This window comes from Rhodopseudomonas palustris (genome assembly GCF_003031265.1).
GTDB lineage: Bacteria > Pseudomonadota > Alphaproteobacteria > Rhizobiales > Xanthobacteraceae > Rhodopseudomonas > Rhodopseudomonas palustris_H.
In genome coordinates, this window is sequence record NZ_CP019966.1 from 2,625,071 (window position 1) to 2,648,849 (window position 23,779).

At 64.3% G+C, this 23,779-nt stretch carries 22 protein-coding genes and 1 tRNA gene; 15 read left to right on the plus strand and 8 right to left on the minus strand.

Annotation, left to right across the window (positions count from 1 at the left end; genetic code table 11):
• Nucleotides 1–4: 4 nt before the first annotated feature.
• The 6 genes from RPPS3_RS12095 to RPPS3_RS12120 form a co-directional block, all read right to left on the minus strand.
• Nucleotides 5–982, minus strand: coding sequence for an ABC transporter permease (locus tag RPPS3_RS12095; RefSeq protein WP_107344326.1), 978 nt, complete (start codon nucleotides 980–982; stop codon nucleotides 5–7).
• A 24-nt stretch (nucleotides 983–1,006) separates the two neighbouring features.
• Nucleotides 1,007–2,623 carry an ABC transporter substrate-binding protein gene (locus RPPS3_RS12100; RefSeq protein WP_107344327.1) on the minus strand — a complete coding sequence of 539 codons (1,617 nt, stop codon included), beginning with the start codon at nucleotides 2,621–2,623 and terminating at the stop codon, nucleotides 1,007–1,009.
• A gap of 167 nt (nucleotides 2,624–2,790) precedes the next feature.
• A complete protein-coding gene (locus RPPS3_RS12105) occupies nucleotides 2,791–3,957 on the minus strand; it encodes a M20 aminoacylase family protein (protein ID WP_107344328.1) in 1,167 nt (388 codons plus the stop codon).
• 29 nt (nucleotides 3,958–3,986) lie between these two features.
• Nucleotides 3,987–4,769 (minus strand): VOC family protein, encoded by a 783-nt coding sequence (locus tag RPPS3_RS12110; RefSeq protein ID WP_107344329.1) that lies wholly within the window; start codon nucleotides 4,767–4,769, stop codon nucleotides 3,987–3,989.
• 223 nt (nucleotides 4,770–4,992) lie between these two features.
• Nucleotides 4,993–5,941 (minus strand): IS630 family transposase gene (locus RPPS3_RS12115; protein ID WP_107344330.1). Its coding sequence is split into 2 segments (ribosomal slippage): nucleotides 4,993–5,604 and nucleotides 5,606–5,941, totalling 948 coding nucleotides; the frame shifts between segments, so codons are not numbered across the junction.
• A gap of 483 nt (nucleotides 5,942–6,424) precedes the next feature.
• Nucleotides 6,425–6,514 (minus strand) — tRNA-Ser (locus RPPS3_RS12120).
• Between the two features lie 300 nt (nucleotides 6,515–6,814).
• Here RPPS3_RS12120 and RPPS3_RS12125 point away from each other — a divergent pair.
• From RPPS3_RS12125 to draG, 3 genes are all read left to right on the plus strand, one after another.
• The gene (locus RPPS3_RS12125; RefSeq protein WP_107344331.1) at nucleotides 6,815–7,819 is read left to right on the plus strand and encodes an AraC family transcriptional regulator; all 1,005 of its coding nucleotides are present in this window, start codon (nucleotides 6,815–6,817) and stop codon (nucleotides 7,817–7,819) included.
• Between the two features lie 185 nt (nucleotides 7,820–8,004).
• Nucleotides 8,005–8,763 carry an NAD(+)--dinitrogen-reductase ADP-D-ribosyltransferase gene (locus RPPS3_RS12130; RefSeq protein ID WP_413776057.1) on the plus strand — a complete coding sequence of 253 codons (759 nt, stop codon included), beginning with the start codon at nucleotides 8,005–8,007 and terminating at the stop codon, nucleotides 8,761–8,763.
• A gap of 11 nt (nucleotides 8,764–8,774) precedes the next feature.
• On the plus strand, nucleotides 8,775–9,665 hold the full coding sequence (draG, locus tag RPPS3_RS12135; RefSeq protein ID WP_107344333.1) for an ADP-ribosyl-[dinitrogen reductase] hydrolase: 891 nt from the start codon (nucleotides 8,775–8,777) through the stop codon (nucleotides 9,663–9,665).
• 495 nt (nucleotides 9,666–10,160) lie between these two features.
• On the opposite strand, the gene RPPS3_RS12140 is transcribed toward draG, so the two are convergent.
• Nucleotides 10,161–10,496, minus strand: a complete 336-nt coding sequence (locus RPPS3_RS12140; RefSeq protein ID WP_107344334.1) for a GrlR family regulatory protein — start codon at nucleotides 10,494–10,496, stop codon at nucleotides 10,161–10,163.
• 395 nt (nucleotides 10,497–10,891) lie between these two features.
• On the opposite strand from RPPS3_RS12140, the gene RPPS3_RS12145 reads away from it, so the two are divergent.
• The 10 genes from RPPS3_RS12145 to RPPS3_RS12190 all read left to right on the plus strand — a co-directional run bounded on the left by RPPS3_RS12145 (nucleotide 10,892) and on the right by RPPS3_RS12190 (nucleotide 21,000).
• Nucleotides 10,892–12,049, plus strand: coding sequence for a transporter substrate-binding domain-containing protein (locus RPPS3_RS12145; protein WP_107344335.1), 1,158 nt, complete (start codon nucleotides 10,892–10,894; stop codon nucleotides 12,047–12,049).
• A complete protein-coding gene (locus RPPS3_RS12150) occupies nucleotides 12,046–12,711 on the plus strand; it encodes an ANTAR domain-containing response regulator (protein WP_107344336.1) in 666 nt (221 codons plus the stop codon). Before RPPS3_RS12145 ends, RPPS3_RS12150 begins: the two co-directional genes overlap by 4 nt.
• Nucleotides 12,712–12,722: 11 nt before the next feature.
• Nucleotides 12,723–13,961, plus strand: coding sequence for an urea ABC transporter substrate-binding protein (locus RPPS3_RS12155; protein WP_107344337.1), 1,239 nt, complete (start codon nucleotides 12,723–12,725; stop codon nucleotides 13,959–13,961).
• A 116-nt stretch (nucleotides 13,962–14,077) separates the two neighbouring features.
• Nucleotides 14,078–14,950 (plus strand): ABC transporter permease subunit, encoded by an 873-nt coding sequence (locus tag RPPS3_RS12160; RefSeq protein ID WP_107344338.1) that lies wholly within the window; start codon nucleotides 14,078–14,080, stop codon nucleotides 14,948–14,950.
• An 11-nt stretch (nucleotides 14,951–14,961) separates the two neighbouring features.
• Nucleotides 14,962–16,026 carry a branched-chain amino acid ABC transporter permease gene (locus RPPS3_RS12165; RefSeq protein WP_107344339.1) on the plus strand — a complete coding sequence of 355 codons (1,065 nt, stop codon included), beginning with the start codon at nucleotides 14,962–14,964 and terminating at the stop codon, nucleotides 16,024–16,026.
• Complete coding sequence (locus RPPS3_RS12170; protein ID WP_011157964.1) at nucleotides 16,026–16,748, plus strand: ABC transporter ATP-binding protein; 723 nt, start codon at nucleotides 16,026–16,028, stop codon at nucleotides 16,746–16,748. The genes RPPS3_RS12165 and RPPS3_RS12170 overlap by 1 nt, the downstream gene beginning before the upstream one ends.
• Nucleotides 16,741–17,454 carry an ABC transporter ATP-binding protein gene (locus RPPS3_RS12175; RefSeq protein ID WP_047309675.1) on the plus strand — a complete coding sequence of 238 codons (714 nt, stop codon included), beginning with the start codon at nucleotides 16,741–16,743 and terminating at the stop codon, nucleotides 17,452–17,454. Before RPPS3_RS12170 ends, RPPS3_RS12175 begins: the two co-directional genes overlap by 8 nt.
• A 25-nt stretch (nucleotides 17,455–17,479) precedes the next feature.
• Nucleotides 17,480–18,469 (plus strand): acetamidase/formamidase family protein, encoded by a 990-nt coding sequence (locus RPPS3_RS12180; protein WP_107346574.1) that lies wholly within the window; start codon nucleotides 17,480–17,482, stop codon nucleotides 18,467–18,469.
• Between the two features lie 14 nt (nucleotides 18,470–18,483).
• Complete coding sequence (locus RPPS3_RS12185) at nucleotides 18,484–20,223, plus strand: nitrilase-related carbon-nitrogen hydrolase (RefSeq protein ID WP_107344340.1); 1,740 nt, start codon at nucleotides 18,484–18,486, stop codon at nucleotides 20,221–20,223.
• A gap of 15 nt (nucleotides 20,224–20,238) precedes the next feature.
• Entirely contained in the window at nucleotides 20,239–21,000 is a 762-nt protein-coding gene (locus tag RPPS3_RS12190; RefSeq protein ID WP_107344341.1) for an SDR family NAD(P)-dependent oxidoreductase, read from the plus strand.
• 304 nt (nucleotides 21,001–21,304) lie between these two features.
• Here the strand turns inward: RPPS3_RS12190 and RPPS3_RS12195 are convergent, their stop codons facing one another.
• On the minus strand, nucleotides 21,305–22,249 hold the full coding sequence (locus tag RPPS3_RS12195) for an ABC transporter ATP-binding protein (protein WP_107344342.1): 945 nt from the start codon (nucleotides 22,247–22,249) through the stop codon (nucleotides 21,305–21,307).
• 129 nt (nucleotides 22,250–22,378) lie between these two features.
• Between RPPS3_RS12195 and modA the strand changes: the two genes are divergently transcribed.
• On the plus strand, nucleotides 22,379–23,077 hold the full coding sequence (gene modA, locus RPPS3_RS12200; RefSeq protein ID WP_234819940.1) for a molybdate ABC transporter substrate-binding protein: 699 nt from the start codon (nucleotides 22,379–22,381) through the stop codon (nucleotides 23,075–23,077).
• 6 nt (nucleotides 23,078–23,083) lie between these two features.
• A complete protein-coding gene (gene modB / locus RPPS3_RS12205; RefSeq protein WP_107344344.1) occupies nucleotides 23,084–23,779 on the plus strand; it encodes a molybdate ABC transporter permease subunit in 696 nt (231 codons plus the stop codon).

Here is a 23,779-nt window from a genome sequence, read left to right on the forward strand (position 1 = left end):
CGCGTCAAGTCCCCGACGAGATGCGTGGGTCGAGGCGGGCGTAGAGCAGGTCGACCAGGAAGTTGACGGCGATCACCAGGAGCGCCGAGACGAACACGATACCAAGCAGCGTGTTGAGGTCGCGCTGCACGACCGATTCATACGCAAGCCGACCGAGGCCCGGCAGCGAGAACACGCTCTCGACGACCACCGAGCCGCCCAGCATGGTGCCCGCTTGCAGGCCGATCAGAGTCACCATCGGCAGTAGCGCGTTGCGGAGCACATGGCGGACGACGACGCGGGTCTCGTCGAGTCCCTTGGCGCGCGCTGTGCGAACGAAATCGAGATTGAGCACTTCGAGCATGGAGGCCCGCATGATGCGCAGGTAGATCGCCAGGAAGATCAGCCCGAGCGTCAGCGCCGGGAGCACCAGATGTGCCGCGATGTCGAGCGTTCGCGCGAGCCCGGTCGCCGCTTGGCCGATGTCCTCGAAGCCGCCTGCCGGCAGCCATTGCAGATAGACGGAGAACACCACGATGGCCATCAGCCCGAACCAGAACGACGGCGTCGCGTAGAAGATCAGGCCCAGCGTCGAAATCAGCGTGTCCGGCCACTTGTTGACGCCGCGTGCGGCGACCACGCCAAGCACGAGGCCGGCAAAGAACGCGAACGAGAGCGACGCGGTCATCAGCAGCAGCGTCGGCGGCAGCCGTTCGAGGATCACGCTCGCGACCGGCTTGCCGTAGATGGACGAGAAGCCGAGGTCGAACCGCACCAGCCGCCACAGATAGTGGCCGAGTTGCATCGGGATCGACAGATCGAGCCCGTAGAACTGCCGCAGTTCGCGCGCGGTCGCGGCGTCGCCGCCACCCATCTGTGCCATCATCGCGTCGACGGTGTCGCCCGGCGCGAATTGCAGGAGCAGGAAGATGCCGATCAGGATGAGAAACAAGGTCGGGATCGAGGCGGCGAGCCGCCGCCCCGCGAGGTTCAGGATACGCATGCAGCTATACTGGCGGAGTTGGCGCTATTCGGCCAGCCAAAGATCATGCCAGGTCGACGACGCCCAGCGTGGCGTATTGGAGTGATTGCGCGCCTTCGCGGTGATCACCGTGACGAACAATTGCTCAATTGGCATCCAGATGGGCAGCTCGGTATTGGCGCGGGTGACGAAGTCGGCATACAGCGCCTTGCGCTTGGCAGGATCGACTTCGGTGGCGGCGTCGTCGATGATCTTGTCGATCGTCGGGTCTTCCCAGCCCCATTGGTTGGTCCAGGGCGCGCCCTTCGGCTGACCGGAGCGATACCACACCGTGGTCGAGACCGCAGGATCGTTGCGATACTGGTGCCAGCCGGTGGCGAGATCGAAGGCGTGCTCGTCATAGACCTGCTTGAGGAAGCCGCCGCCGTCGTTGCGCACCACTTCGACCTGGATGCCGACCTCACCCAGCGACTGCTGGATGAAGGTCGCCCACAGCGAGATATCCTCGCCCCACGGCGCGGGCAGCAGCCGCAAGGACAGCCGGTTGCCGCCGGCGCCGGGCTTCAGCCCGGCCTCGTCGAGCAGGGCGATCGCCTTCTGCTTGTCATAGGGATATTGCGGCGTGTTCGGGCCCGGATAGAAGTCCGTCGAGGTTGAAGGGATCGGGCCGGTGCCAAGCTTGGCGAAGTCGCCGAGGAAGTTCTCGATGAAGAACGGCACGTTGATGGCGTGCGCGATGGCGCGGCGGACGCGGATGTCCGACAGCTCCTTGCGGCGGAAGTTGAACTCGATGGTGTTGGTGCGGGCGTTACCTTCGTTGCCTTTGGTGGAGACGACGAAGCGCTTGTCCTTGCCGAGCCGAGCCATGTCGGAAATCGTCAGACCAGAGAACGGGCTGAGCTGCAGCCCGCCGGCTTCGAGCTGCGCCGCGGCCGCGGCGCGGTCGGTGATCACCTTCCAGACGATGCGGTCGAGATAGGGGCCGTTCGGCCGCCAGTAATTGTCGTTGCGGTCGGCGATGATGTACTGGCCGCGCTCGTATTTGTTGAACTTGAATGGGCCGGTGCCGACCGGCGCCAGGTTGGCCGGATTCTGGCGGATGTCGCCGGTCTCGTAGATGTGCTTGGCCGAGACGTAGCCGAGATCCGGCAGCGCGCGCAACAGCAGGTTCAGCGGCATCGGCCGCTCGTAGCGGAAGATCGCGGTTTGCGGATCGGGCGTGTCGACCGAGGTGAGGAAGAGCTGCAGGGTCGATCCGTAGTTGAGGATCTTCTTCCACATGTTCATCGCCGTGAAGGCGACGTCCTCGGAAGTGAACGGCTTGCCGTCGTGCCAGGTCACGCCCTTGCGCAGCTTGAAGGTGATGGTTTTGCCATCGGGCGTGGATTCCCAGCTTTCCGCGAGCACACCGACCGGGTTGCCGGCCGCGTCGAGGTCGACCAGCGGTTCCTGGATCTTGCCGCCGATGATGTAGACGCCGGTCGAGGCCTGCAGGCTCGGATTGAGCTGTCGCTGTTCGGCGCCATAATGGACGTTGAACACGCCACCCTTGCGCGGCGTCTCCTGGGCGAAGGCGCGCATCGGGTTGATCACATTGGCGGCGATCGCAGCCGACGTCAGTAGCGCAGTGCGGCGGCTAATCTCGATCCGCGAGAGGGGCATCGCTTCTCCTGGAATGTTGTGATTGCGGTGCAAAACGGCTGGCGGTCCGGGGACGATACTTTGTGATCCACGTTCAAACCATGCTGATTTTTCCATTCTCGGGGTGATTTCGTTCCATCGATTGCGGTCGCCGCAGGTCTATTCTTTCATTGATTACGGAAATGCGCTCATAAAGGCAGCGCGCGCTCCACCAGCTTGGACCAGTAGGCGATGCCATAAGGAATCGCAGCATCGGCAAAATCGTAGCGCGGGTGATGCAGCCCGGCGCTGTCACCATTGCCGAGAAAGATCAGCGCGCCTGGGCGCTGTTCGAGCATGTAGGAAAAGTCCTCGGCGCCCATCATCGGGGCAAGATCGCGATCGACCTGGTCGTTGCCAGTGATGGTAGCGGCCGTATCCGCTGCAAAAGCTGTCTGTTCAGCGTGGTTGCAGGTCACCGGATAGCCGCGCTCGTAAGTGACCCGGGCCGTCGCCCCATGAGCTTGGGCAATCAGCGTTGAGAGCTCCGCGATGCGGGCCTCCAGCCGGTCACGAACCTTGCCATCAAGCGCTCGCGCGGTGCCGACCAGATTGGCCTTCTGCGGGATGACGTTGAATGCCGAGCCGGCATGGAAGTTGGTGATCGAAACAACCGCGGAAGCAAGCGGGTCAAGCGTTCGAGATACGATCGTTTGCAGCGCGGTGACAATCTGCGCCCCGACCACAACCGGATCGATCGAATGCTGCGGCCGTGCGGCGTGACCTCCGATGCCTTCGATCTCGATTTCGACGCGGTCGGTGGATGCCATGACCGCGCCTGCACGGGTGGCGAACTGTCCGATCGGAAGCCCCGGTTTGTTGTGCATGCCATAGACCTCGTCGATCGGGAAACGGCTGAAGAGACCGTCCTCGATCATCGCCTTGGCGCCGGCGCCGCCTTCCTCTGCCGGCTGGAAGATGAATGCTACCGAGCCGTTGAAGTCCCGCGTGGCGGCCAGATTCTTGGCTGCGCCGAGCAACATTGCGGTGTGACCATCATGGCCGCAAGCGTGCATCCGGCCGGGCGTCTGCGATGCGTAAGCGACGCCGGTGTCTTCCTCGATTGGCAGCGCGTCCATGTCGGCGCGGAGGCCAATGGCGCGATTGGCGCTACGACCCCGACCATGCACCAGGCCGACAACGCCGGTTCGTCCCAGCCCCGTCACCACCTCGTCGCAGCCGAACTGACGCAGCAGATCGGCGACCAAAGCCGAGGTGCGGTCGAGGTCGTACATAAGTTCCGGATGAGCGTGGATGTCTCGGCGCCAGACGATCGCTTCATCCGCGATGGTGGTGATGCGGGGATCGATGGTCATGCTGTGATGATCTCCTTTGAGCGGACAGGTCAGCCGATGAATTCGAGCGGCGCGCCGTGCGACAGCGTGATGTCGAGCGTCGTCGGAGGAGCACCTTTCAGCCCGATCGCGAACGGACTTTCGCCACGTGACTCAAGGTGCGCGGCGACACGCTGACCGGCCGGACCTTCGGCAGTGGGTGTGATCAGGGTGATGGCGCTACGATCCGCGGGAAGATGCGCGACGCGGACGCCCAGTCCAGGCAACGCATGGACGTCGACAGCAGGTTCTCCAAACAGCGCCGCGTACCGACCGACACTCCGGTCGATGTCCGTGACCGCAACAACCACCGAACCGATGCCCAGAGCGCCATTGGCGTGCTGCCGCACGGCGCCCTCCGGAACGCGCAAGGCACGCGGCGTGACGTCGCCGCAGAAGAACGGGGTATCGCTCTGCTTCGAGCGTGCGGTCTTCCAAATCAGCCGCTCTCCATCGGGACGCTCTCGTCCGCCGTCTTCCGGATTCTCGAAGTCCAGACCGCGAGACTGCGCCGCTGCCACGTCCGCATCGATATTGCGCGGCAGCAGTGCGTAGTCGACGAGGCCCGGGCCGGATCGGTCGAGCACCTGCCACCAGCGGAAGTCGGGTGCGGGACGGTCGAAGGCAATCAATTCGAAATACGAACCATCGCCGAACACAACCAATGCGTTGCGCGAACCCCGTCCAGGATGCTCGCCGCCGGCCTCCACGGTGAAGCCGAGGCGGCGATAGTCGGCAATGGCCTGGTCGAGATTGGCGACGGCGACGACGACGTGATCGATCTGAAATCCCATTTCACTCCCTCTTTAGGCATGCTCGTGCACAATAGCTCGATATCTCTGACCATGTTCAAGTGTTTGCCAGCGCATCCCGTGGATGCCTGTCATTTGTAGCAATAGTGGTGTGCCGGAGTTTCGTTGAATAGTGTGCTTCACACACGCCGAAGCTGCGATCTTGCCTGGGGTGTCGGAGATTGACTGGGGCAGGATCCAGTGATGCCCGTGGTGCTAGAGCGCTTCATGTTTTGATGGAAGCGTATCCTGCATTGATGAAGTAGCTGGCGCACTCGTCTGGGATGATGGTCCCGGTGAGGCGCCCGATGTGATCGCAAGCGGCGTCGATGGTTCGCTTCTGGGCGATGCGCATCCAGTGCTTGATCTTGGCGAAGACCTGCTCGATTGGGTTGAGGTCGGGTGAGTACGGCGGCAGGTACCAGAGCCTCGCACCGGCTTCTCGGATCATCCGCCGGACGGAGGGCGATTTGTGGCTTCCGAGATTGTCCATAACGACGATGTCGCCTGGCCGCAGCGCCCGAACGAGTTGCTGTTCGACATAGGCGCGGAAGCTCTCGCCGTTGATCGGCCCATCGAATACGCAAGGCGCAGTGAGCCGGTCACAGCGTAGCGCGCCCAGAAAGGTCAGCGTCCGCCAATGACCGTGCGGTGCAAACCCGCGGAGCCGCTCACCTTTGGGGCCCCAGCCGCGCAACGGGGCCATGTTGGTCTTGACCCAGGTCTCGTCGATGAACACCAGCCGGCTTGGATCGAGGCGATCCTGCAGGCTGCGCCACCGCTGCCGCCGCCATGCGACGTCGGCGCGGCCCTGCTCAAGGGCGAACAGCGTTTTTTTAGAAGCTCAGACCTTCGCGCTTGAGGAAGGTCCACACCGCATGGTGCGAGACCTTCACGCCGCGTGCAGCGAGTTCGTCCTTCAGGCCATGCAGCGTCAGATGTGGCGTTTGCCTAATCCGCTCCATGATGAACGCGCGATGCGGCAGCAAGATCGGCTTGCGGTGTCCGCCTATCTTGCCCGGCACCACCGATCCTGTCTCCAGATACAGCCGGTGCCACTTCACGACGGAAGACGGCGCGACGCCGAACCGCTGCGCGACAGCCCGGCAACTCTCGCCGGCCCGCATCGCCGCAACCGCTCGTTCACGAAGATCGTTCGAAAGAGGTCGGACCATCGAAGCTGGCCTCCGATCCAGCCAGCATCTTGAATCACAGACCGCCGACCAACGGAATCCCTTTCGATTCTATCTAGTGATGAACCGCTCTAATCTCTGTCGCAGGACCAATCCACGTGCGCATCAGCTGCAGTTGGGCAGTGGCGCTGTTGCTGCAGCGAGACGGGGGGACCTGTCGGTGATAGCGGTTGTCTTCACCCGGGGCTCGATCAACTTCGTCGCAGAGACCGCAATCCCCGTTGCTCCGCAGTTCGCTATGATCGACAGGGCATCTCCGCGAGCCAGAAGTCGCGACTTGGCAGTTCCTGCCTCAGGTTAACGGCTGTCCTTATGAGATGACTTAGCCATCCGAAGAATGAGACTCTCCAGAAAGCTGAATGAAGGCATCCGCTGGTGCCGGTGTCCAAATATGTCGCCCAAGCGACCATCGAAGGCTTTACAATTTCGCATTATATCGCGCGGCGGCGCGCAAATCGGTAAGGCTGGCGGAAGGGGTGGGATTCGAACCCACGGTACCCTTGCGGGCACGCCGGTTTTCAAGACCGGTGCCTTAAACCACTCGGCCACCCTTCCGGACCGGGAGCCGTCGTCATGGCAAGGCGGGATCGAGGTCGCCGGCCAGCGGTTGCGACGGCGTCCGCTGCGCTTGTTTAGGGTGGATTGCCTGGCGGGGTCAACGTCTTGCCTGAACGCCTTTTGAAAGCCGACGGCAACGATCAGCCCAGCGCTATGTCCGACTTTGGTTAAAGCGGTGCGCTCTGCGAGCAGTTCCGTACCGGTCCTGAGCGGTGCTGCGGGTAAGGGCGGATTAGGGTTAATCAATTGGTCTCTTGCCGCGGGGCCGAGGTTTCCCCGGGAAGTGAGTTTGTTGGAATGCGTAAGCCCGACTTTGACGTTCGTCCGAACGCCGAGCCGATCGATCATCCGCTCAATCGTGCCCCTGTGGTTCACACCCGCGACCCTGAAGCGATGCGCGAGGCGATGCTGTCGGTCTATGGGGCGCGGGATTTTGTGGCGGAGGCGGAGGGGTTCGAGGGATTCGGCAGCTATGTTGGGCTAGAGGGCGTAGGGCTCGGCTTCTGCGCCTATGCGGCGCCGGCGGTGGCCGAGTTCGACGAGACGGACTTCGCCCGGGTGCAGATCGCGCTACGCGGCAGCAGCCGGACCTCGTCCGGCTCGTCCAGCGTCGATGTCGATCCCGAGCATTGGTGCGTATCGTCGGCCGGCACACCGTCACGGCTCGAATTCGGCCCCGACTACCAGCAGATGATCCTTCGGATCACCTCTGCGACGCTGACCGCCGCGCTGGAGGCGCTGCTCGGCGTCAAGCCACGCGGCAAACTCACCTTCGCGCCGTATCTGTCCTGCGATGATCGTGGCGCGTCGGCGCTGCGCGATCTCGCTCTGTATGTCGCCCGCCACGTCGATCCGGCTGCTCCGGCCATGCCGCCGTTCATGCTGCGGGAGATGCAGCAGGCGCTGGTGGTGTCGTTTCTGAGCGTGACCCGGCACAATTACAGCAGCCAGCTCGACCGCGACGCCCGGGATACTGCTCCCGATTACGTCCGCGTCGCTGAAGACTTCATCGAGGCGTCCTGGAATCGGGCGATCACCATCGTCGATCTGGCGGCGGTGACCAATGTCGGCGTCCGCAGCCTGTTCAAGGCCTTTCAGAAGCACCGCGGCTATTCGCCGATGGCGTTCGCCAAGGCGGTGCGGCTGAACAAGGCGCGCGAGATGCTGCTGTCGGGGGATCCGTCCCGCTCGGTCACCTCGGTGGCATTCGCCTGCGGCTTCACCAATCTCGGCCATTTCGCCAACGACTATCGCCGCCGCCACGGCGAGCTGCCCTCGGAAACGCTGGCACGTCGGCGCTGACCGGCGCCCCGGCCGCCGCTTGGGCTGCTCCGTCGAGTTGCGCATAGGCAGGTGGCGTCGTCTTCGCTAACCATGTGGCGTCAGGACGATCGGGGCGCGCCGCGGGCGGGCGCAGGAGCGGCAGAGCCGGCCAGGTGAGCGAAGACGGCAGCATCGGGCATTCCAGCAACCTCGTCGGGGTGCCGATGCGGTTTCTCACCGGCGTCGGCTTCAACGACGCGCCGGTGCCGCTGCATATCGCCGGCGTGCGCGAGATGAATCCCAGCCTGTTCGAGATGCTGGGGCAAGCGCGCGACCTCGCTGAAGCCGGCGAGGCGTTCGCCTGCTACATGACGGCGCTGTTCGGGATCGACGCCGAGCAGCGCGTCCGCGGCCGCGACGGCCGCCGCCGTTTCCGTTCGTCCTACCTCGATCTGATCAAGGGCTGGGGCTTCGACAGCAACGGCGCCGAGGGCGCGGTGCTGAAGGGCTGGGTCGAAAGCCGGTTCGGGCTGTTTCCGACCTTTCACAAGGAGCCGATCCGGCGGATCGCCAGTCCGGTGTGGACCGTCTATGTCGAACAGAAGATGTCGAGCCGCTTCCACAACAACGCGATCTTCGTCCAGCTCGATCTGCTGTATGAATTCTGCCAGTGGGCTTTGACGCATTTCTCCGCCACCGGCAGCACCCATGTGACGCTGTATCGCGGCGTCAATGGCTTCGATGAGCATCAGATCGTCGAGCGGCTCGACAAGCGCCACTGCATCATCCGCCTCAACAACCTGACCTCGTTTACCTCCGACCGGGGTATCGCCGATTGCTTCGGTGATACCATCCTGACGGTGCGGGTGCCGGTGGCGAAGATCCTGTTCTTCAATCGGCTGCTGGCCGCCCATCCGCTGAAGGGTGAGGGTGAGTATCTGGTGATCGGCGGCGACTATCGCGTCACCGCGAGCTACTTCTGAAAGGGCGCGCCATGACCTCGCCGAGCCTGCAAGACCGCGCGCTCGCCGCCTATCTGGGCTTCGCGATCGGCGACGCGCTCGGCGCCACCGTCGAGTTCATGACCAAGTCTGAGATCGCTGCGCGCTACGGCGTGCACAAGGACATCATCGGCGGCGGCTGGCTGCGGCTGAAGCCGGGACAGGTCACCGACGACACCGAGATGGCACTCGCGCTTGGCCGCTCGCTGATCCGCTGCGGCGGCCTCGCGCTTCCAGACCTCTGCGCCGAATTCGCCGCCTGGCTGAAGACCGGCCCCGTCGATGTCGGCAGCACCTGCCGCCGCGGCATCCGCCGTTACATCACAACCGGGGAGATGCAGGGGGCGTATTTCGAAGGCGACGCCGGCAACGGCGCCGCGATGCGGATCCTGCCGCTGGCGCTCGCCACTTACGGTCGTCCGGAGCAGGCGGAAGCCTGGACGATCGCGCAGGCCCACGTTACGCATCATCATCCGTTGTCGGATGCGGCGGCGCTCGCGCTGGTCAAGATGCTGCAGGTGTTGCTGGCGGGGCAGGGGCAAAGCGCCGCCTGCGTCATCGCCGACGATCTGGTGCACGCTCACCGTATTTTCGGTTTCACGCCGTATCGCGGTCCAGCCACGGCTTACGTGGTCGATACCCTTCGCACCGTGCTGCACTACTATTTCGCGACTGGCAGCTTCGCCGATTGCCTGATCGCCACCGTCAACCAGGGCGACGATGCCGACACCACCGGCGCGCTCGCCGGAATGCTCGCCGGCGCGACCTATGGCCTCGCCGCAATCCCGAAGCGTTGGCTCGATCGACTCGAGCGCGAAACGGTCACGGCCATCCGCGGTCAGGTGCCGAAGCTGTTGGAACTGGCGGCGGCCGCGCCTGGGTAGCGGATCGCCTGGATGGTGCCGCACATGGGAAAGGCCCCGCGCTCTGCGGAGCCCCTCGCGCGACGTGTCGATCTGGACGAGTGACGTCCCGAGATCATTCCGTTTTCAGGATCGATCCCAGCTACGATCAGTGCTGTTCGATCTCCAGCAGCGCGACGAACTGGTGGATGAAATCGTAGATGCTCCAGTACAGCGCGCCGTGTGTATCGATGTCGTCGGTGCGAAACGCCTGTGCGAATGAAGCCATGACTGCCACCCTTGTTTTTGTTGTGCCGCGGACGCCGCTGGCGTCGTCGCGGGAGCAGCCTCGGCCGGCACCACTTAACAACTGGTTGGAAGGGCAGGCGCTCGTACTTTGGAGCGTTAGCGGACGTTGAACAAACGCCGCTGAGCGACAGAAATAACTACACCGATACCAAGCGGAATGGCATGTCGGGATTTCGGCCGTTAATAATTACCAGCGGTGGCGCGCTAAATGTCTCGGTTCAAACAAGCTCAATCGTCGACGCGGGTTAAAATGGCCTTCATCGGAAGGCCGGGTGTCTCGTGGGCGTAGCCTTCGATCGTGACGTAGCCATCCTTGGCGACGCCATCGAAGATGATTTCGAACGGCTCGATCCCGAACACCGACAGCCGCGAATGATCCGACGAGTAGCGTACCCCGCGCAGATTCCCGCTCACTGTCAGTCCCTTCTCCGAATAGGCGCCGGAATACAGGAACGTGGAGTCGCCGCCCTGGATCTTGCCGTCGTGAAGAAAGATCACGCCGTGCGACTTCTTTCGTGCCGTCTCGAACTCAGCTTTGTAGAACCCTCGAAGATGATCGGTCATGTCCACCCCTGCGATCGCCGCGGGTGCTCTACCACTCCAGGTTTAGTAAGAGAAGCGGTGGATGCATCTTGAGTTGAAAAATGCTGCGAGAGCTTAAACTAGGCGGCGCGGCGAGGGCGTTGTGATCGCACGCGAAGTCGCCGGGGAGCGGTCGATCGCGGTGCATCAAATTGCTGCACAAAGGCGGTAAAAGCGGCAGGTTTCGCATCAACAATGCGCTTGACTTGAACTACGAACTCGACGACCGTAATCGTCAAGCGTTGGGCAACTAAGCCCTGAGACGCAAAGAGTTTTGAACCATTTCCGACACCGCGCAGATCGATGCGCGTTTGGTTGGTGGCGAAAGCGCCCTCGGCTCGACAGCCGGTGGGCGCTTTTTGTTTTTGGACACGAGCATGACGAAGCGGCTGCGCATCGGTGTGATGTTCTCCACGACCGGCTCCTACGGGGCGGTCGGGCGCACCATGCTCAATGGCGCGATGCTCGGGCTCAGCGAGGTGGCGACCAGCGGAAACGGGCCGGAGATCGAGCCGGTCATCGTCAATCCCGGCGGCGACCTGTCGCAGTATCGCGCGCTGGCTCACGAGCTACTGGCCTCCGGTGTGCGGCAGGTGATCGGCTGTTACACGTCGTCGAGCCGCAAAGAGGTGATTCCGTGCTTTGAGAAGCACGATGGCCTGTTGTGGTACCCTTCGCATTATGAAGGCTTCGAGAGCTCCGATAACGTCATCTATACCGGCGCCTCGCCAAACCAGCACGTGCTGCCGTTGGTCGATTATCTTGCCGCCAAGCACGGCAAGCGCGCGTTCTGTATCGGCTCGAACTACATCTGGGCGTGGGAGAACAACCGGATCTTCCGCGAAGCGCTGATCGCGCGCGGCGGCGCGGTGCTGGCGGAGCGCTATCTTGCGGTCGGGGACACAGACGTCGATCGCGCCGTCGCGGCGATCCTGGAGCAGCGCCCGGATTTCGTGTTCAACAATCTGATCGGTACCAGCGCCTACGCCTTCTTCCGTGCGTTTCGTGCGGCCTGCCGGGCGCGTGGCATCGACCAGGCCGCCGAGATCCCGGTGGCGAGCTGCACGCTGGCCGAGCCGGAGCTTTCCGAAATCGGCGCCGAAGCGGTCGACGGGCATCTGTCGTCCAGCGTGTATTTCGCCTCCTTGGCAGGGCCGGCCAATGACGCCTTCACCCAGGCTTACGCGACGAAATTTCCGGATGCGCCACCGACTTCGGCGGATGCGGAAGCCTGCTACATCGCGGTCAAGCTGCTCGCCGCCGCTCTGCAGCAGGCCGGCACCGATGAGGCGAGCGCGGTGCGCGCGGCGGTTGCCGATCAGCGCCTGATCGCTCCCCAGGGAGAGGTGCGGATCGATCCGCAGACCTATCACGCCTGGCTGACGCCGCGGATCGGACGGTCGACGGCGGCTGGGCAATTCGAAGTGCTGCTCGAAGCGCCGGAGCCGATCGCGCCCGATCCGTATCTGGTGCAAACCTCGCCGCGGTTCGCCGCCGCTATGCGTTCTCCATTGTTGAGGCTGGTGAAGTCATGACCTTCCGACCGGTTCAGAACTTCAAGGGCGGCCGCGCGCTCGTGGTGATGGAGCGCACGGGCAGGGAAGGCGCGCTGGAGCCGACGCTGGCCAAGCTCGGCGTCAGCTGCGAGATCGCCCCGATCGTCGACGGACGGGCGCAGATTGACCTCGCTTCGCTGACGCCTGATCGCGACATGCTGTTTGTCGACGGCGATCTCGACGGTGTCCTGGCAATCGAGCTCAATCCGCTATCGCAGTTGCCGCCGGTGCCGGTGATCGGGCTGGTCGGCGTCGAGGCGCCGAGCCGGCTGAAGGCACTGGTCAATCTCGGTGCCACCGCGTTCCTGCGCAAGCCGGTGCACGGCGGCGCTGTGTACTCGGCGCTATTCATGGGCATCAATCAATTTCTCCTGCGTGGCGGGATGCAGGAGCGCCTGCAGACGCTCGAGGAGCGCCGTCGCGGCCGCAGGGCCGTGCTGCGCGCCGTGGTCCAGCGGATGCGGGACTGCGGCCTCGACGAAGACGGCGCTTACGACCAGATCCGCCGGGAGAGCATGCGCGTGAGGCAGAGCCTGGAGAGTTACTGCGAGGATCTGCTGAGCCGACGGGCGAGGCCGCCCGATTCGACTGGCCACACCGGCACTCCGCCGCTGCACCGTGGCGACAAACGAGCGATGTAGGAGACAGCAACATGACCGGAACTGTATTACGGGGACTGCATGCCGCAGTCCTCACGGGGACGCTTGTCCTCGCGTCAGGCGCGGCGTTCGCCGCGGAGAAGCCGATCAAGCTCGGCGTGCTCGAGGATCAGTCGGGCGATTTCGCGGTGGCGACGATCGGCAAGGTCCACGCCATTCAGCTCGCCGCCGACGAGATCAACAAGGCCGGCGGCATCATGGGCCGGCCGCTCGAATTGGTGGTGTACGACACCCAGTCCGACAACACCCGCTATCAGGAGTTCATGCGCCGGGTGCTGCAGCGGGACAAAGCGGATGCGGTGTTCGCCGGCTTCTCCTCGGCCTCACGCGAAGCCTATCGGCCGATCGTCGATCAGCTCAATGGTCTCGCCTTCTACAACAACCAGTATGAAGGCGGCGTCTGCGACGGCCACATGATCGTCACCGGTGCAGTGCCCGAGCAGCAATTCTCCACGCTGATCCCGTGGATGATGGAGAAGTACGGCAAGAAGGTCTACACGCTCGCCGCCGACTACAATTTCGGCCAGATCTCGGCCGAGTGGGTGCGCAACATCGTCAAGCAGCACGGCGGCGAGATGGCCGGCGAGGAGTTCATCCCGCTCGGCGTGTCGCAGTTCTCGCAGAGCATCCAGAACATCCAGAAGGCCAAGCCGGACTTCGTGGTGACGTTGCTGGTCGGCACCGCGCAGGCTTCGTATTACGAGCAGGCTGCTTCTGCCAACGTCAACCTGCCGATGGCGTCCTCGGTCAACGTCGGGCAGGGCTACGAGCACAAGCGCTTCAAGCCGCCGAGCCTGAAGGACATGTACGTCACCACCAATTACATCGAGGAAATCGAATCGCCGCAGAGCAAGGCGTTCCTGGCCAAGTTCAAGGCCAAGTTCCCGAACGAGCCGTACGTCAATCAGGAGGCCGAGAACTCCTACCTCGCGGTGTATCTCTACAAGCAGATGGTGGAGCGGGCGAAGTCGACCAATCGCGACGAGATCCGCAAGGTGATCGCGCAGGGTGACGTCTGCATGGATGCGCCGGAAGGCAAGGTCTGCATCGACCCGAAGAGCCAGCACATGTCGCACACCATCTATCTGGCGCACGTCAATGCCGATCACTCGATCGACTTCCCGAAAGTCTGGCCGGACATCAAGCCGTATTGGCTTGGCGAGGCCGGCTGTGACCTGACCAAGAAGGATCCGATGGCGCAATACACGCCGTCGAACCCGCCGCCCAAGTAAGTGCGGCGGCCCGCTCCGGCGCACCCTGACGCGTCGGAGCGGCTGCTCTGCCTCCAACGGACTTTCGTCGGGCCGCCGGAGCCGCGGCCTTCCACGCCCACCTTGCTGGACGTCAGATGGACATCGCTACCTTCGCCTTCGCGGCGCTGTATCAATTCGCCGACGCCTTCGCCTTCCTGGTGCTGTCGGCCTGCGGGCTCGCCGTCATCTTCGGCATGATGGGCGTCATCAATCTCGCCCACGGCGAGTTCATCATGTGCGGCGCCTATGTCACCGCCACCGCTGTTCACGCCGGACTGCCACTGCCGCTCGCCATCCTGGCCGGTGCGCTGGTGTCCGCGGTGGTGGGCATGTTGGTCGAGTTCGTGGTGGTGCGGCATCTGTATGAACGTCCGCTCGACACCATCGTGGCGACCTGGGGCCTCAGCCTGATTGCGACCCAAGGCACGCTGATCGTGATCGGCTCGACCATGGCCGGCGTCGGCACGCCGTTCGGCAGCTTTCAGGTCGGCGCCTATTCGTATTCGATCTATCGGATCGTGCTGTTCCTGGCTGCGCTCGGTGTGCTCGGATCACTGTACGCGCTGTTCAATTGGACCTCGTTCGGCGTGAAGGCGCGCGCCACCATTCAGGTGCCGCATATGGCGGATGCGCTCGGCGTCGACACCCGCTGGATCTACAGCCTGACCTTTGCCTGCGGTGCCGGCCTCGCCGGGCTGGCCGGCGGGCTCTACGCGCCGACCATGACGCTGGTGCCGACGATGGGCGCGACCTTCCTGATGGAGGCGTTCGTCACCGTGGTGATCGGCGGCGCCGATGTGTTCCTCGGCACTGCACCGGCTGCTGCGGTCCTCGCGGTGGTGAAGTCGGCGATGACCTCCTGGCAGGGCCAGCTGTTCGGCCAGATCGGCCTGTTGGTCGCGGTGATCATCGTGGTCCGGGTGCTGCCGAAAGGCATCTCCGGCTTTCTGCTGCGCGAACGGACCTGAGGGAGGCGAGGGTGAACGGATTGATCTCTCTCTTCCGCCGGCTCGAGGGCCCGCAAACCAAAGGTCGCGGCAAGCTGTTCTGGTCGGTGTTTGTGCTGGCGCTACTCGGTGCGCTCGCCTATCCGATGTTCAGCGACGGCTACACCGTCGGCAACACCGCGTATTTCTTCGTCTGGGTGTTCATTGCGCTCAGCCTGTGCCTGATCTGGGGCTACGGCGGTGCGCTGTCGTTCGGCCAGACCGCGTTCTTCGGCATCGCCGGCTACAGCTACGGCATCCTGACGCTGAACTTCGGCGCGGCGTACGGTTTCACGCTGGTCGCGGTGCTGGCGGCGATCGCGATCGCCGCGGTGGTGGCGCTGCTGCTCGGCTACTTCATGTTTTTCGGCCGGATCGAAGGCGTGTTCCTCGGCATCGTCACGCTCGCCGTGACCTTGATGCTTGAGCGCTTCATGGCCCAGACCGCCGGACCGGAATGGCGGATCGGTGCCGCGCGGCTGAACGGCTTCAACGGCATGAGCGGGATGCCGCCGATCACCATACCCTGGTTCGACGGGCCGATCGTGCTGTTCGCCGATGTCGGGCTGTACTACCTGATCCTGGCGCTGGTGGTCGTCGTCTATCTCGGCCTGCGCATCCTGGTGAACTCCTCGTTCGGCAACGTCATCGTGGCGATCCGGGAGAATCCGGAGCGCGCCGAAATGCTCGGCTACGACATCCGCAAGTATCAGCTCATCAACTTCGTGATCGGCGCCGGGCTCGCCGGGCTGTCGGGCGTGCTCTACACCGCCTGGGGCCAATACATCACGCCGTCGAGCATGGGCATGACGTCGGCGGCGCTGCCGCTGATCTGGGTCGCGGTCGGGGGGCGCAGTGATCTGACCTCGACGCTGGTCGGCACGCTGGTGGTGCTCGCCGGTTTCCAGGCCCTGACGATCTACGGCAGCCAATACGCACTGGTGGTGATGGGGCTTCTGCTGGTGCTCACCGTGTTGATTGCGCCGAATGGCTTGGTGCTGGGAGCAATGAACGTGATCGGCCGGCTCGTCGCCCGCGCCAAGGGAGGACGGAACTGATGGCGCTCCTGCAACTCCGCGGCCTGAACAAGCATTTCGGCGGGCTGCACGTCACCAATCAGGTGAACCTGTCGTTCGAGACCGGCGAGATCCACTGCCTGATCGGCCCCAACGGTGCCGGCAAGAGTACGCTGTTCCGGCTGATCCTCGGCGAATACGCGCCCGGCTCCGGTGAGATCTTCTTCGCCGGCGAGAACATCACGGCGCTCAAGTCGTTCGCGCGGATCGCGCGCGGGCTCTCGGTGAAATTTCAGGTGCCCGGCGTCTTCAAGGGGCTGTCGGTGCGGCAGAACCTCGAGATTGCGCTGCAACGGACGCGGCACGGCGCCGAGCTCGATCAGGAGATCGATCGATTGCTGGCGTTCCTCGGCCTCGAAGCCGAGCAGAAGCAGACCGCGGGCAATCTCAGCCACGGTCAGAAGCAGTGGCTGGAGATCGGTATGGCGACCAGCCTGAAGCCGCGGATGCTGCTGCTCGACGAGCCTACTGCGGGGATGTCGCCGGAAGAGACGTTCCAGACCGGCGAGATGGTCAAGCGGCTCAATGCCGGAGGCATGACGGTGCTGGCGATCGAGCACGACATGGCGTTCGTCCGCCAGGTCGCGCAGCGCGTCACCGTGCTGCATCTCGGTCAGGTGTTCGCACAGGGCTCGATCGACGACATCGTCGCCGACGAGCGGGTCGCGGCGATCTATCTCGGGCAGGCTCATCACCATGCGTAAGGAAGTCATCCTCAACACCGTGGGACTGCGGGCCGGCTATGGCGGCAAGCCGGTGCTGCAAGGCCTCGAAATCGAGGTCCGGGAAGGCGAGATCATCGCGGTGATCGGCCGCAACGGCGTCGGCAAGTCGACGCTGATGAAGAGCCTGATCGGGCTGATCCCGGCGATGGACGGTTCGATCGTGTTCCGCGGCGATGCCATCGAGCATCTGCCAGCGTTCAAGCGGGCGCGGCTCGGCATCGGCTACGTGCCGCAGGGCCGCGACGTATTTCCGCGGCTCAGCGTCGCCGAGAACATCGCAGTCGGCGCCTCGATCAAGGGGCGGCTCACCGAGCAGCAGCGCCGCGAGGTTGTCGAGACGTTTCCAATCCTCGGTGAGCGTTGGAGCCAGCGGGCTGGCACGATGTCCGGCGGCCAGCAGCAGCAGCTTGCGATCGGCCGGGTGCTGGTGGCTGATCCCGAGCTGATCCTGCTCGACGAACCGTCCGAGGGCATTCAGCCGAACATTGTCCAGGATATCGCCCGCGACATGGTTGCGCTGAACGCCAAGACCGGCGTCACCATCATCCTGGTCGAGCAGAACCTCGACATGATCCGGGCGATGGCCCAGCGCTGCTACGTCATGGACAAGGGCCGGATCGTTGCCGACCTCGACCGCGCCGCGCTCGACGACGAGGCCGAAATGCGCCGCCACCTCGCGGTGTGAGCTGATTTCAACCAAGGAGACCAACATGGCCTGGCAGACTGAATCGATCATGGCGCGCAAGGGCGTCGCCAAGGGCGTTCGCGGCGCGACCCACACGCTCACCGAGGCGCAGCAGGGCAAGTATCACTACGTCTATGGGCCTTATTTCGACAAGGTCCTGACCGTCGATCCCGGCGCGGTGGTGGCGGCCGAAACGCATGATGCGTTTGAAGGCGCGATCAAGAGCGAGACCGACGTTCCGTCCAAGATCCTGAACTTCCCGTTCCTCAATCCGCAGAACGGCCCGATCTGGGTCAATGGCGCTGAGAAGGGCGACACGCTGGCGGTGTACATCGAAAGCATCGTGCCGCGCGGGCCGCAGCCGCGGGGCACCACGGTGGTGATGCCCGAATTCGGCGGCTTGGTCGGCACCGGCAATACGGCACTGCTCAATCCGCCGCTGCCGGAGCGGGTCAAGAAGCTCGAAATCACCGCCGAGCACGGCACCAAATGGAACGACAAGATTACGCTGCCGTATGAGCCTTTCATCGGCACGATCGGCACCTCGCCGGAGATCGAAGCGATCTCGTCGCTGGTTCCGGACTACTACGGCGGCAACATGGATCTGCCCGATGTAGGTGTCGGCGCGATCATCTATCTGCCGGTCAATACCGCAGGCGCTCTGTTGTATCTCGGCGATTGCCATGCCGCACAGGGCGACGGCGAACTCTGCGGCGTTGCGATCGAGCATCCGACTGTCACCACGGTGCAGATCGATCTGATCAAGGGCTGGCCGATCCATTGGCCGCGGCTGGAGACCAAGGACTTCATCATGACGATCGGCTCGGCGCGGCCGATGGAGGATGCCGCCCGCATCGCCTATCGCGAGCTGTGCCGTTGGATGGCGGCTGATTACGGCTTCGACGAGATCGACGCCTATATGTTGCTGACGCAGGCCGGCCGCGTCCGGCTCGGCAACATGGTCGATCCGAAGTACACGCTCGGCGCGTCGATCAAGAAGTCGTTCCTGGTGTGAGGGGAGCGACGGCGATGTCGCAGCTGCTGAAGGTCGCTACCGTCCAGTTCGAGCCGATCATGGCCGAGAAGGAGCGCAACATCGCGCGCCTGCTCGAGCTGTGCGAGGAGGCGGCGGTGGGAGGCGCCAAACTGATCGTCACCCCGGAGATGGGCACCACCGGCTATTGCTGGTACGACCGCGCCGAAGTGGCGCCGTTCGTCGAGCCGATCCCGGGGGCGACCACGGAGCGGTTCGCCGAACTGGCGCAAAAGCACGATTGTTACATCGTCGTCGGCCTTCCGGAAGTCGATGAGGACGGCATTTACTACAATTCTGCCGTCCTGATCGGCCCGGAGGGATTGATTGGACGTCACCGCAAGACGCATCCCTATATCTCCGAGCCGAAATGGTCGGCCGCGGGCGATCTGCACAATCAGGTGTTCGACACGCCGATCGGGCGGATCGCGCTGCTGATCTGCATGGACATCCATTTCGTCGAGACCGCGCGGTTGATGGCGCTGGGCGGTGCCGACATCATCTGCCACATTTCCAATTGGCTGGCGGAGCGGACCCCGGCGCCATATTGGATCAGCCGGGCGTTCGAAAATTCCTGCTACGTGATCGAGAGCAACCGCTGGGGGCTGGAGCGCACCGTGCAGTTCTCCGGCGGGAGCTGCGTGATCGCACCTGACGGCGCCATCGCCGCCGTGATCGATGGTGGCGACGGCGTTGCCTTCGCCGACATCGACCTGGAAGCGGCGCGGGCGCGGCGGATCGGCGGTGAGGCGGTGTTCCGGCAGCGGCGGCCGGAGCTGTATCCCGAACTGCTGACCGGCACCTTCAGCTGGAATCCGTACGACTTCTTCGGGCTGTACGGCCACGAGGCGTGGCCGAAGGGCAAGCGCTCCAAGCTCAGCGCCGCGCAGTTCGCCCCGAGCGGCGACATCGACGCCAATCTCGATCGGATCGAGATTCTGGCGCGCCAGGCGAGGGCCGACGGCGCCGAGATGGTGGTGTTTCCCGAGCTGAGCCTGACTGGGGTCGGCGATCCGAAGGGGCTTGCGATCTCTGTGCCGAGCGCCGCCACCGACCGGCTTGCGGCGCTCGCCGGCGAGCTGTCGCTGTATCTCGTCTGCGGTCTCGCCGAGCGCGACGGCGATATCTTCTACAACAGCGCGGTGCTGATCGCGCCGGACGGCAGCCTCACGACCTATCGCAAGACCCATCTGACCGAAGACGAACGGAGCTGGGCACAGCCCGGCGATAGCTTGGTCGTGACCGATACGCCGCTCGGCCGCGTCGGCCTGCTGATCGGCCACGATGCGATGTTTCCCGAAGCCGGCCGCGTGCTGGCGCTGCGCGGCTGCGACATCATCGCGTGCCCGGCAGCGATTGCGACCCGGTTCAGTACGCCGCATGCGGGGACCAGCGTCCAACAGCCGGCACCGATCCCGACTGGCGCCGATCCGCACCACTGGCATCACTTCCGCGTCCGCGCCGGCGAAAACAACGTGTTCTTCGCCTTCGCCAATGTGGCGGATGCTGCAAGAGGCTATCCCGGACTGAGCGGCGTGTTCGGGCCGGACACGTTCGAATTTCCGCGCCGTGAGGCGCTGATCGGCAGCGAGGAGGGCGTTGCCACCGCGACGATCGACACCTCCAATCTCGACAGCGTGTATCCGACCAACGTGGTGCGGCGGAAGGATCTGGTGGCGATGCGAATGCCGCACAGCTACCGGCCGCTGGTGCAGGCTGTGGCCGGCAACTACTAACCAAGGGGAGAGAGCATGGATCTGGGATTGAAGGGCGCCAAGGTACTCGTCACCGGCGGCACCAAGGGCATCGGCCGCGCCATCGCCGAGACGTTTGCGGCGGAAGGTGCGCATGTCGGTCTATGTGCGCGCAATGCGGCCGAGGTCGAGAGCGCGATCGCTGCGCTGAAGGCGACGGGCGTGTCAGCGTTCGGTAGTGCCGTTGACGTGTCCGATGGCCTGGGGTTGAAGGCGTGGGTTGCCGAGATGGCGGCCAAACTCGGCGGCATCGATGTCGTGGTCGCCAATGTCAGCGCGCTGGCGATCGGATCGGACGAAGAGAGCTGGGCGAAGGGCTTTTCCACCGACATGATGGGCACGGTGCGGCTGGTCGACGCTGCGATGCCGTATCTCGAACAGAGCCCGCAGCCGGCGATCGTCACCGTCTCCAGCGTGTCGGGGCGAGAGATCGATTTTGCCGCCGGGCCCTACGGCACCTTCAAGGCGGCGATCATTCACTACACCCAGGGTCTTGCCTATCAGCTCGCCGGCAAGGGCATCCGCGCCAACACCGTCTCGCCCGGCAATACGTACTTCGAGGGCGGCGTTTGGGAGCAGATCAAGAACGGCAACCCCGATCTCTACAACACCGCGCTCGCGCTCAACCCGACCGGCCGGATGGGCACGCCGCAGGAGATGGCGAACGCCGTGGTGTTTCTCGCCAGCCGTGCCGCCAGCTTCATCACCGGCACCAATGTGGTAGTCGACGGTGCGCTCACCCGTGGCGTGCAGTTCTGAGGTGGTACACGTCAAGCCAGGCTGATTTCATTCTGCATCATGGAATGATGCTGTCACCAAATACCTCTTTAGGGTGAGCTCGCCCAAATAACGATGCGTCGCGTGCTGATCAGTTGCGACGCGGCGTGTGGATCAGGCTATACAGCCGCGGTTCGGGTGGTGGGGGCCGCGGTGTCGAGTAGCAGCAGTAACTGCGCGGTCTGTCGATCTGCGACGGAATTGCTGCGCGCGCGCCCACTTGTGGAAGGCTACGAGCTTCGCGACTACGCGTGCCCGCAATGCGGCGGTGTGTTTAAGATCGTCGTCAAGTGTGAGGAAGCTCAGCCGCGGCAACCGCCGAAGCCGGACAAGCCTTGAGCTGCTCATCTGGCGCCGGCGAGGGGAGCTGCACCACGGCCTGATCGATCCGCAGTGTTACCGGATCGCCAATGCCGAGCCCGCTTGCTTCGGACAAGCGGAGCCGTAACTTGCGGCCGTCGACCAGCACCGTGCAGACGCCGCTCGCGTCGCGCTCGCCGAGGTAGATGCCGGTGACGACAAACGGATCGCGGCCCGGCGCGGCGACCAGCGACTCCGCTGGCCCGCCGTCGAACACTACGCGGCCGTGCTCGAGCCGGACGACGCGATCGGCGAGGCGAAGGATCTCGGATGCGTCGTGGCTGACCAGCAGGGTGGTGGTGCCGAAGCGGTGATGCAGCCGGAGCAGATCGTCCTGCAGCTTGCGCCGCATCGCCGGATCGAGCGCCGACAGCGGCTCGTCCAGCATCAGCAGCGACGGCCGCCGCGCCAGTGCGCGGATTAGGGCCAGCCTCTGCTTCTGTCCGCCCGACAGCCGGTCCGGCATGGCGTCGGCCAGCCCCTCAAGCTCGACGAGTTGCAGCAGCTCGTCGACCTCATTGCGATGGGCCCGTGATCCGATCGCATAGTCGACATTGCCGCGCACCGTCATGTTCGGAAACAGCGCGTAGTCCTGAAACACCAGTCCGATCGAGCGCTTTCGCGTCGGCACGTTCACGCGCGCCGCGCTGTCGCTCCACAGCGTTCGGCCGACGCGGATGCGGGCCTCTGCCGGTCGCTCCAGCCCGGCCGCGGTGCGGAGCAGGGTGGTTTTGCCGGCGCCTGAAGGACCGGTGATCGCCACCAGTGAGCCTGGCCCGATCTTCAAGTCGACGTCGAGCCAGAACGGTCCCGCCGGCCCGCTCAGCGGTGTGCGGACGCGGAGCGCGATGTCGTCCGTCCCATTCTCCATTGCCTGTCTGCCTAGCGAGATCGTTGTATAGTGAAATATACAACGATCTCTGTCTCTGCTAGCCAGAGGTCGGCGAGCGGATGCAAGGGCGAGGGGTTTGGAATGGTGTGGTCGATCAGATCGGCGGTGATGGCTGTGGCCCTGGTATCGTTCGCAGCGCCGGCGTTTGCGGATGAAACGACCCTGGCCGCGGGCGCAGGCTATCGGCGGCCGATCGCCGAACTGGCCGCTGCTTTTGAAAAGCAGTCGGGTGACAAGCTTCTGCAGGTGTACGGCCACATGGGGCAGGTGCTGGCGCAGGCGCGCGAAAGCACTCAGATTGCTCTGGTGTGCGGCGACAAGGCTGTTCTGGAAAAGGCCAAGGATCTCGGCTTTGCGCAGATCGCGCCGCTCGGCCTCGGCCGGCTGGTGATCGCCTACCGCAAGGGCCTGACGCTCGTGAAGCCGGAGGATCTCGCGGCCCCCGATTTCAAGCGGATCGGCATTCCGGATCAAGCTAGCGCCGTCTATGGCAAGGCTGGCCGGCAGTTTCTCGAGCGCAGCGGGCTGGCCGCAACGATCGATGCCCGCCTGGTGCCGGTCGCCACCGTGCCGCAGGTGACGAGCTACGTCGCTAGCGGCGAGGTCGATGCCGGCTTCATCAACGCCACCGATGCGATCGGCGCAGCGGGCAACATCGGCGGCTATGTCGCGGTCGACAGCAAGCTGTACGATCCGGCCGAGATCGTCTGCGGCGTGCGGGCCCCGGCCGCGAAGGTGGCCGAGGGTTTCGTGCAGTTCCTCGGCACCGAGCAGGCTCGTACCATCCTGCAGCGCTACGGGCTCTAGGCCGCGATGCTGGCTGCCGCGATTGAGGCGCTGCGCGATCCGGCGCTGATCGCGCCCGCGCTGCTGTCAGTGAAAATCGCCGCAGCGACGCTGGTGCTGCACATCGTGCTCGGCACGCTGCTCGGCTGGGCGCTGGCGCAGCGATCCTGGCCGGGCCGCACCGTGCTCGACGCGGTGGTGACGATCCCGTTGGTGTTTCCGCCGATCGCGCTCGGCTTCTTCCTACTTCTGCTGCTTGGACGCCGCAGCCCGGTCGGGCAGTGGCTCGACACCAGCTTCGGCTTCAGTTTCGTGTTCTCGGTGGAGGGCGTCCTGCTGGCCTCGGTGATCGCCGGCCTGCCGCTGGTGGTGAAGCCGATCGAGGCGGCGATCGCCAGCGTGTCCCGAAGCCTCGGCGAGGCATCGCGCACGCTCGGCCGCAACGAATTCGAGACGTTCCTTTTCGTGATCCTGCCGAACATCCGCGGTGCGATCGTGGCCGGCTTGGTGCTCGGGACCGCGCGGTCGCTCGGCGAGGTCGGCATCACTTTGATGCTCGGCGGCAACATCGTCGGCAAGACCAACACGATCTCGCTCGAGGTCTACAACGCTGTGTTTAACGGTGAGTACGGCCGCGCGGCGGTGCTGTCGGCGCTGCTCGGCTTGGTATCGCTGATCGTGTTTGCGGTGCTGCGGCGGGCGTCGCGACCGATCCCGCATTGA

What these genes read in the sequence shown, in the direction of transcription:
- RPPS3_RS12095 (WP_107344326.1), bottom strand. Translation starts at nt 982, where the DNA reads ATGCGTATCCTGAACCTCGCGGGGCGGCGGCTCGCCGCCTCGATCCCG.
- RPPS3_RS12100 (WP_107344327.1), bottom strand. Translation starts at nt 2,623, where the DNA reads ATGCCCCTCTCGCGGATCGAGATTAGCCGCCGCACTGCGCTACTGACG.
- RPPS3_RS12105 (WP_107344328.1), bottom strand. Translation starts at nt 3,957, where the DNA reads ATGACCATCGATCCCCGCATCACCACCATCGCGGATGAAGCGATCGTC.
- RPPS3_RS12110 (WP_107344329.1), bottom strand. Translation starts at nt 4,769, where the DNA reads ATGGGATTTCAGATCGATCACGTCGTCGTCGCCGTCGCCAATCTCGAC.
- RPPS3_RS12125 (WP_107344331.1), top strand. Translation starts at nt 6,815, where the DNA reads ATGCGTAAGCCCGACTTTGACGTTCGTCCGAACGCCGAGCCGATCGAT.
- RPPS3_RS12130 (WP_413776057.1), top strand. Translation starts at nt 8,005, where the DNA reads ATGCGGTTTCTCACCGGCGTCGGCTTCAACGACGCGCCGGTGCCGCTG.
- draG (WP_107344333.1), top strand. Translation starts at nt 8,775, where the DNA reads ATGACCTCGCCGAGCCTGCAAGACCGCGCGCTCGCCGCCTATCTGGGC.
- RPPS3_RS12140 (WP_107344334.1), bottom strand. Translation starts at nt 10,496, where the DNA reads ATGACCGATCATCTTCGAGGGTTCTACAAAGCTGAGTTCGAGACGGCA.
- RPPS3_RS12145 (WP_107344335.1), top strand. Translation starts at nt 10,892, where the DNA reads ATGACGAAGCGGCTGCGCATCGGTGTGATGTTCTCCACGACCGGCTCC.
- RPPS3_RS12150 (WP_107344336.1), top strand. Translation starts at nt 12,046, where the DNA reads ATGACCTTCCGACCGGTTCAGAACTTCAAGGGCGGCCGCGCGCTCGTG.
- RPPS3_RS12155 (WP_107344337.1), top strand. Translation starts at nt 12,723, where the DNA reads ATGACCGGAACTGTATTACGGGGACTGCATGCCGCAGTCCTCACGGGG.
- RPPS3_RS12160 (WP_107344338.1), top strand. Translation starts at nt 14,078, where the DNA reads ATGGACATCGCTACCTTCGCCTTCGCGGCGCTGTATCAATTCGCCGAC.
- RPPS3_RS12170 (WP_011157964.1), top strand. Translation starts at nt 16,026, where the DNA reads ATGGCGCTCCTGCAACTCCGCGGCCTGAACAAGCATTTCGGCGGGCTG.
- RPPS3_RS12175 (WP_047309675.1), top strand. Translation starts at nt 16,741, where the DNA reads ATGCGTAAGGAAGTCATCCTCAACACCGTGGGACTGCGGGCCGGCTAT.
- RPPS3_RS12180 (WP_107346574.1), top strand. Translation starts at nt 17,480, where the DNA reads ATGGCCTGGCAGACTGAATCGATCATGGCGCGCAAGGGCGTCGCCAAG.
- RPPS3_RS12185 (WP_107344340.1), top strand. Translation starts at nt 18,484, where the DNA reads ATGTCGCAGCTGCTGAAGGTCGCTACCGTCCAGTTCGAGCCGATCATG.
- RPPS3_RS12190 (WP_107344341.1), top strand. Translation starts at nt 20,239, where the DNA reads ATGGATCTGGGATTGAAGGGCGCCAAGGTACTCGTCACCGGCGGCACC.
- RPPS3_RS12195 (WP_107344342.1), bottom strand. Translation starts at nt 22,249, where the DNA reads ATGGAGAATGGGACGGACGACATCGCGCTCCGCGTCCGCACACCGCTG.
- modA (WP_234819940.1), top strand. Translation starts at nt 22,379, where the DNA reads ATGGCTGTGGCCCTGGTATCGTTCGCAGCGCCGGCGTTTGCGGATGAA.
- modB (WP_107344344.1), top strand. Translation starts at nt 23,084, where the DNA reads ATGCTGGCTGCCGCGATTGAGGCGCTGCGCGATCCGGCGCTGATCGCG.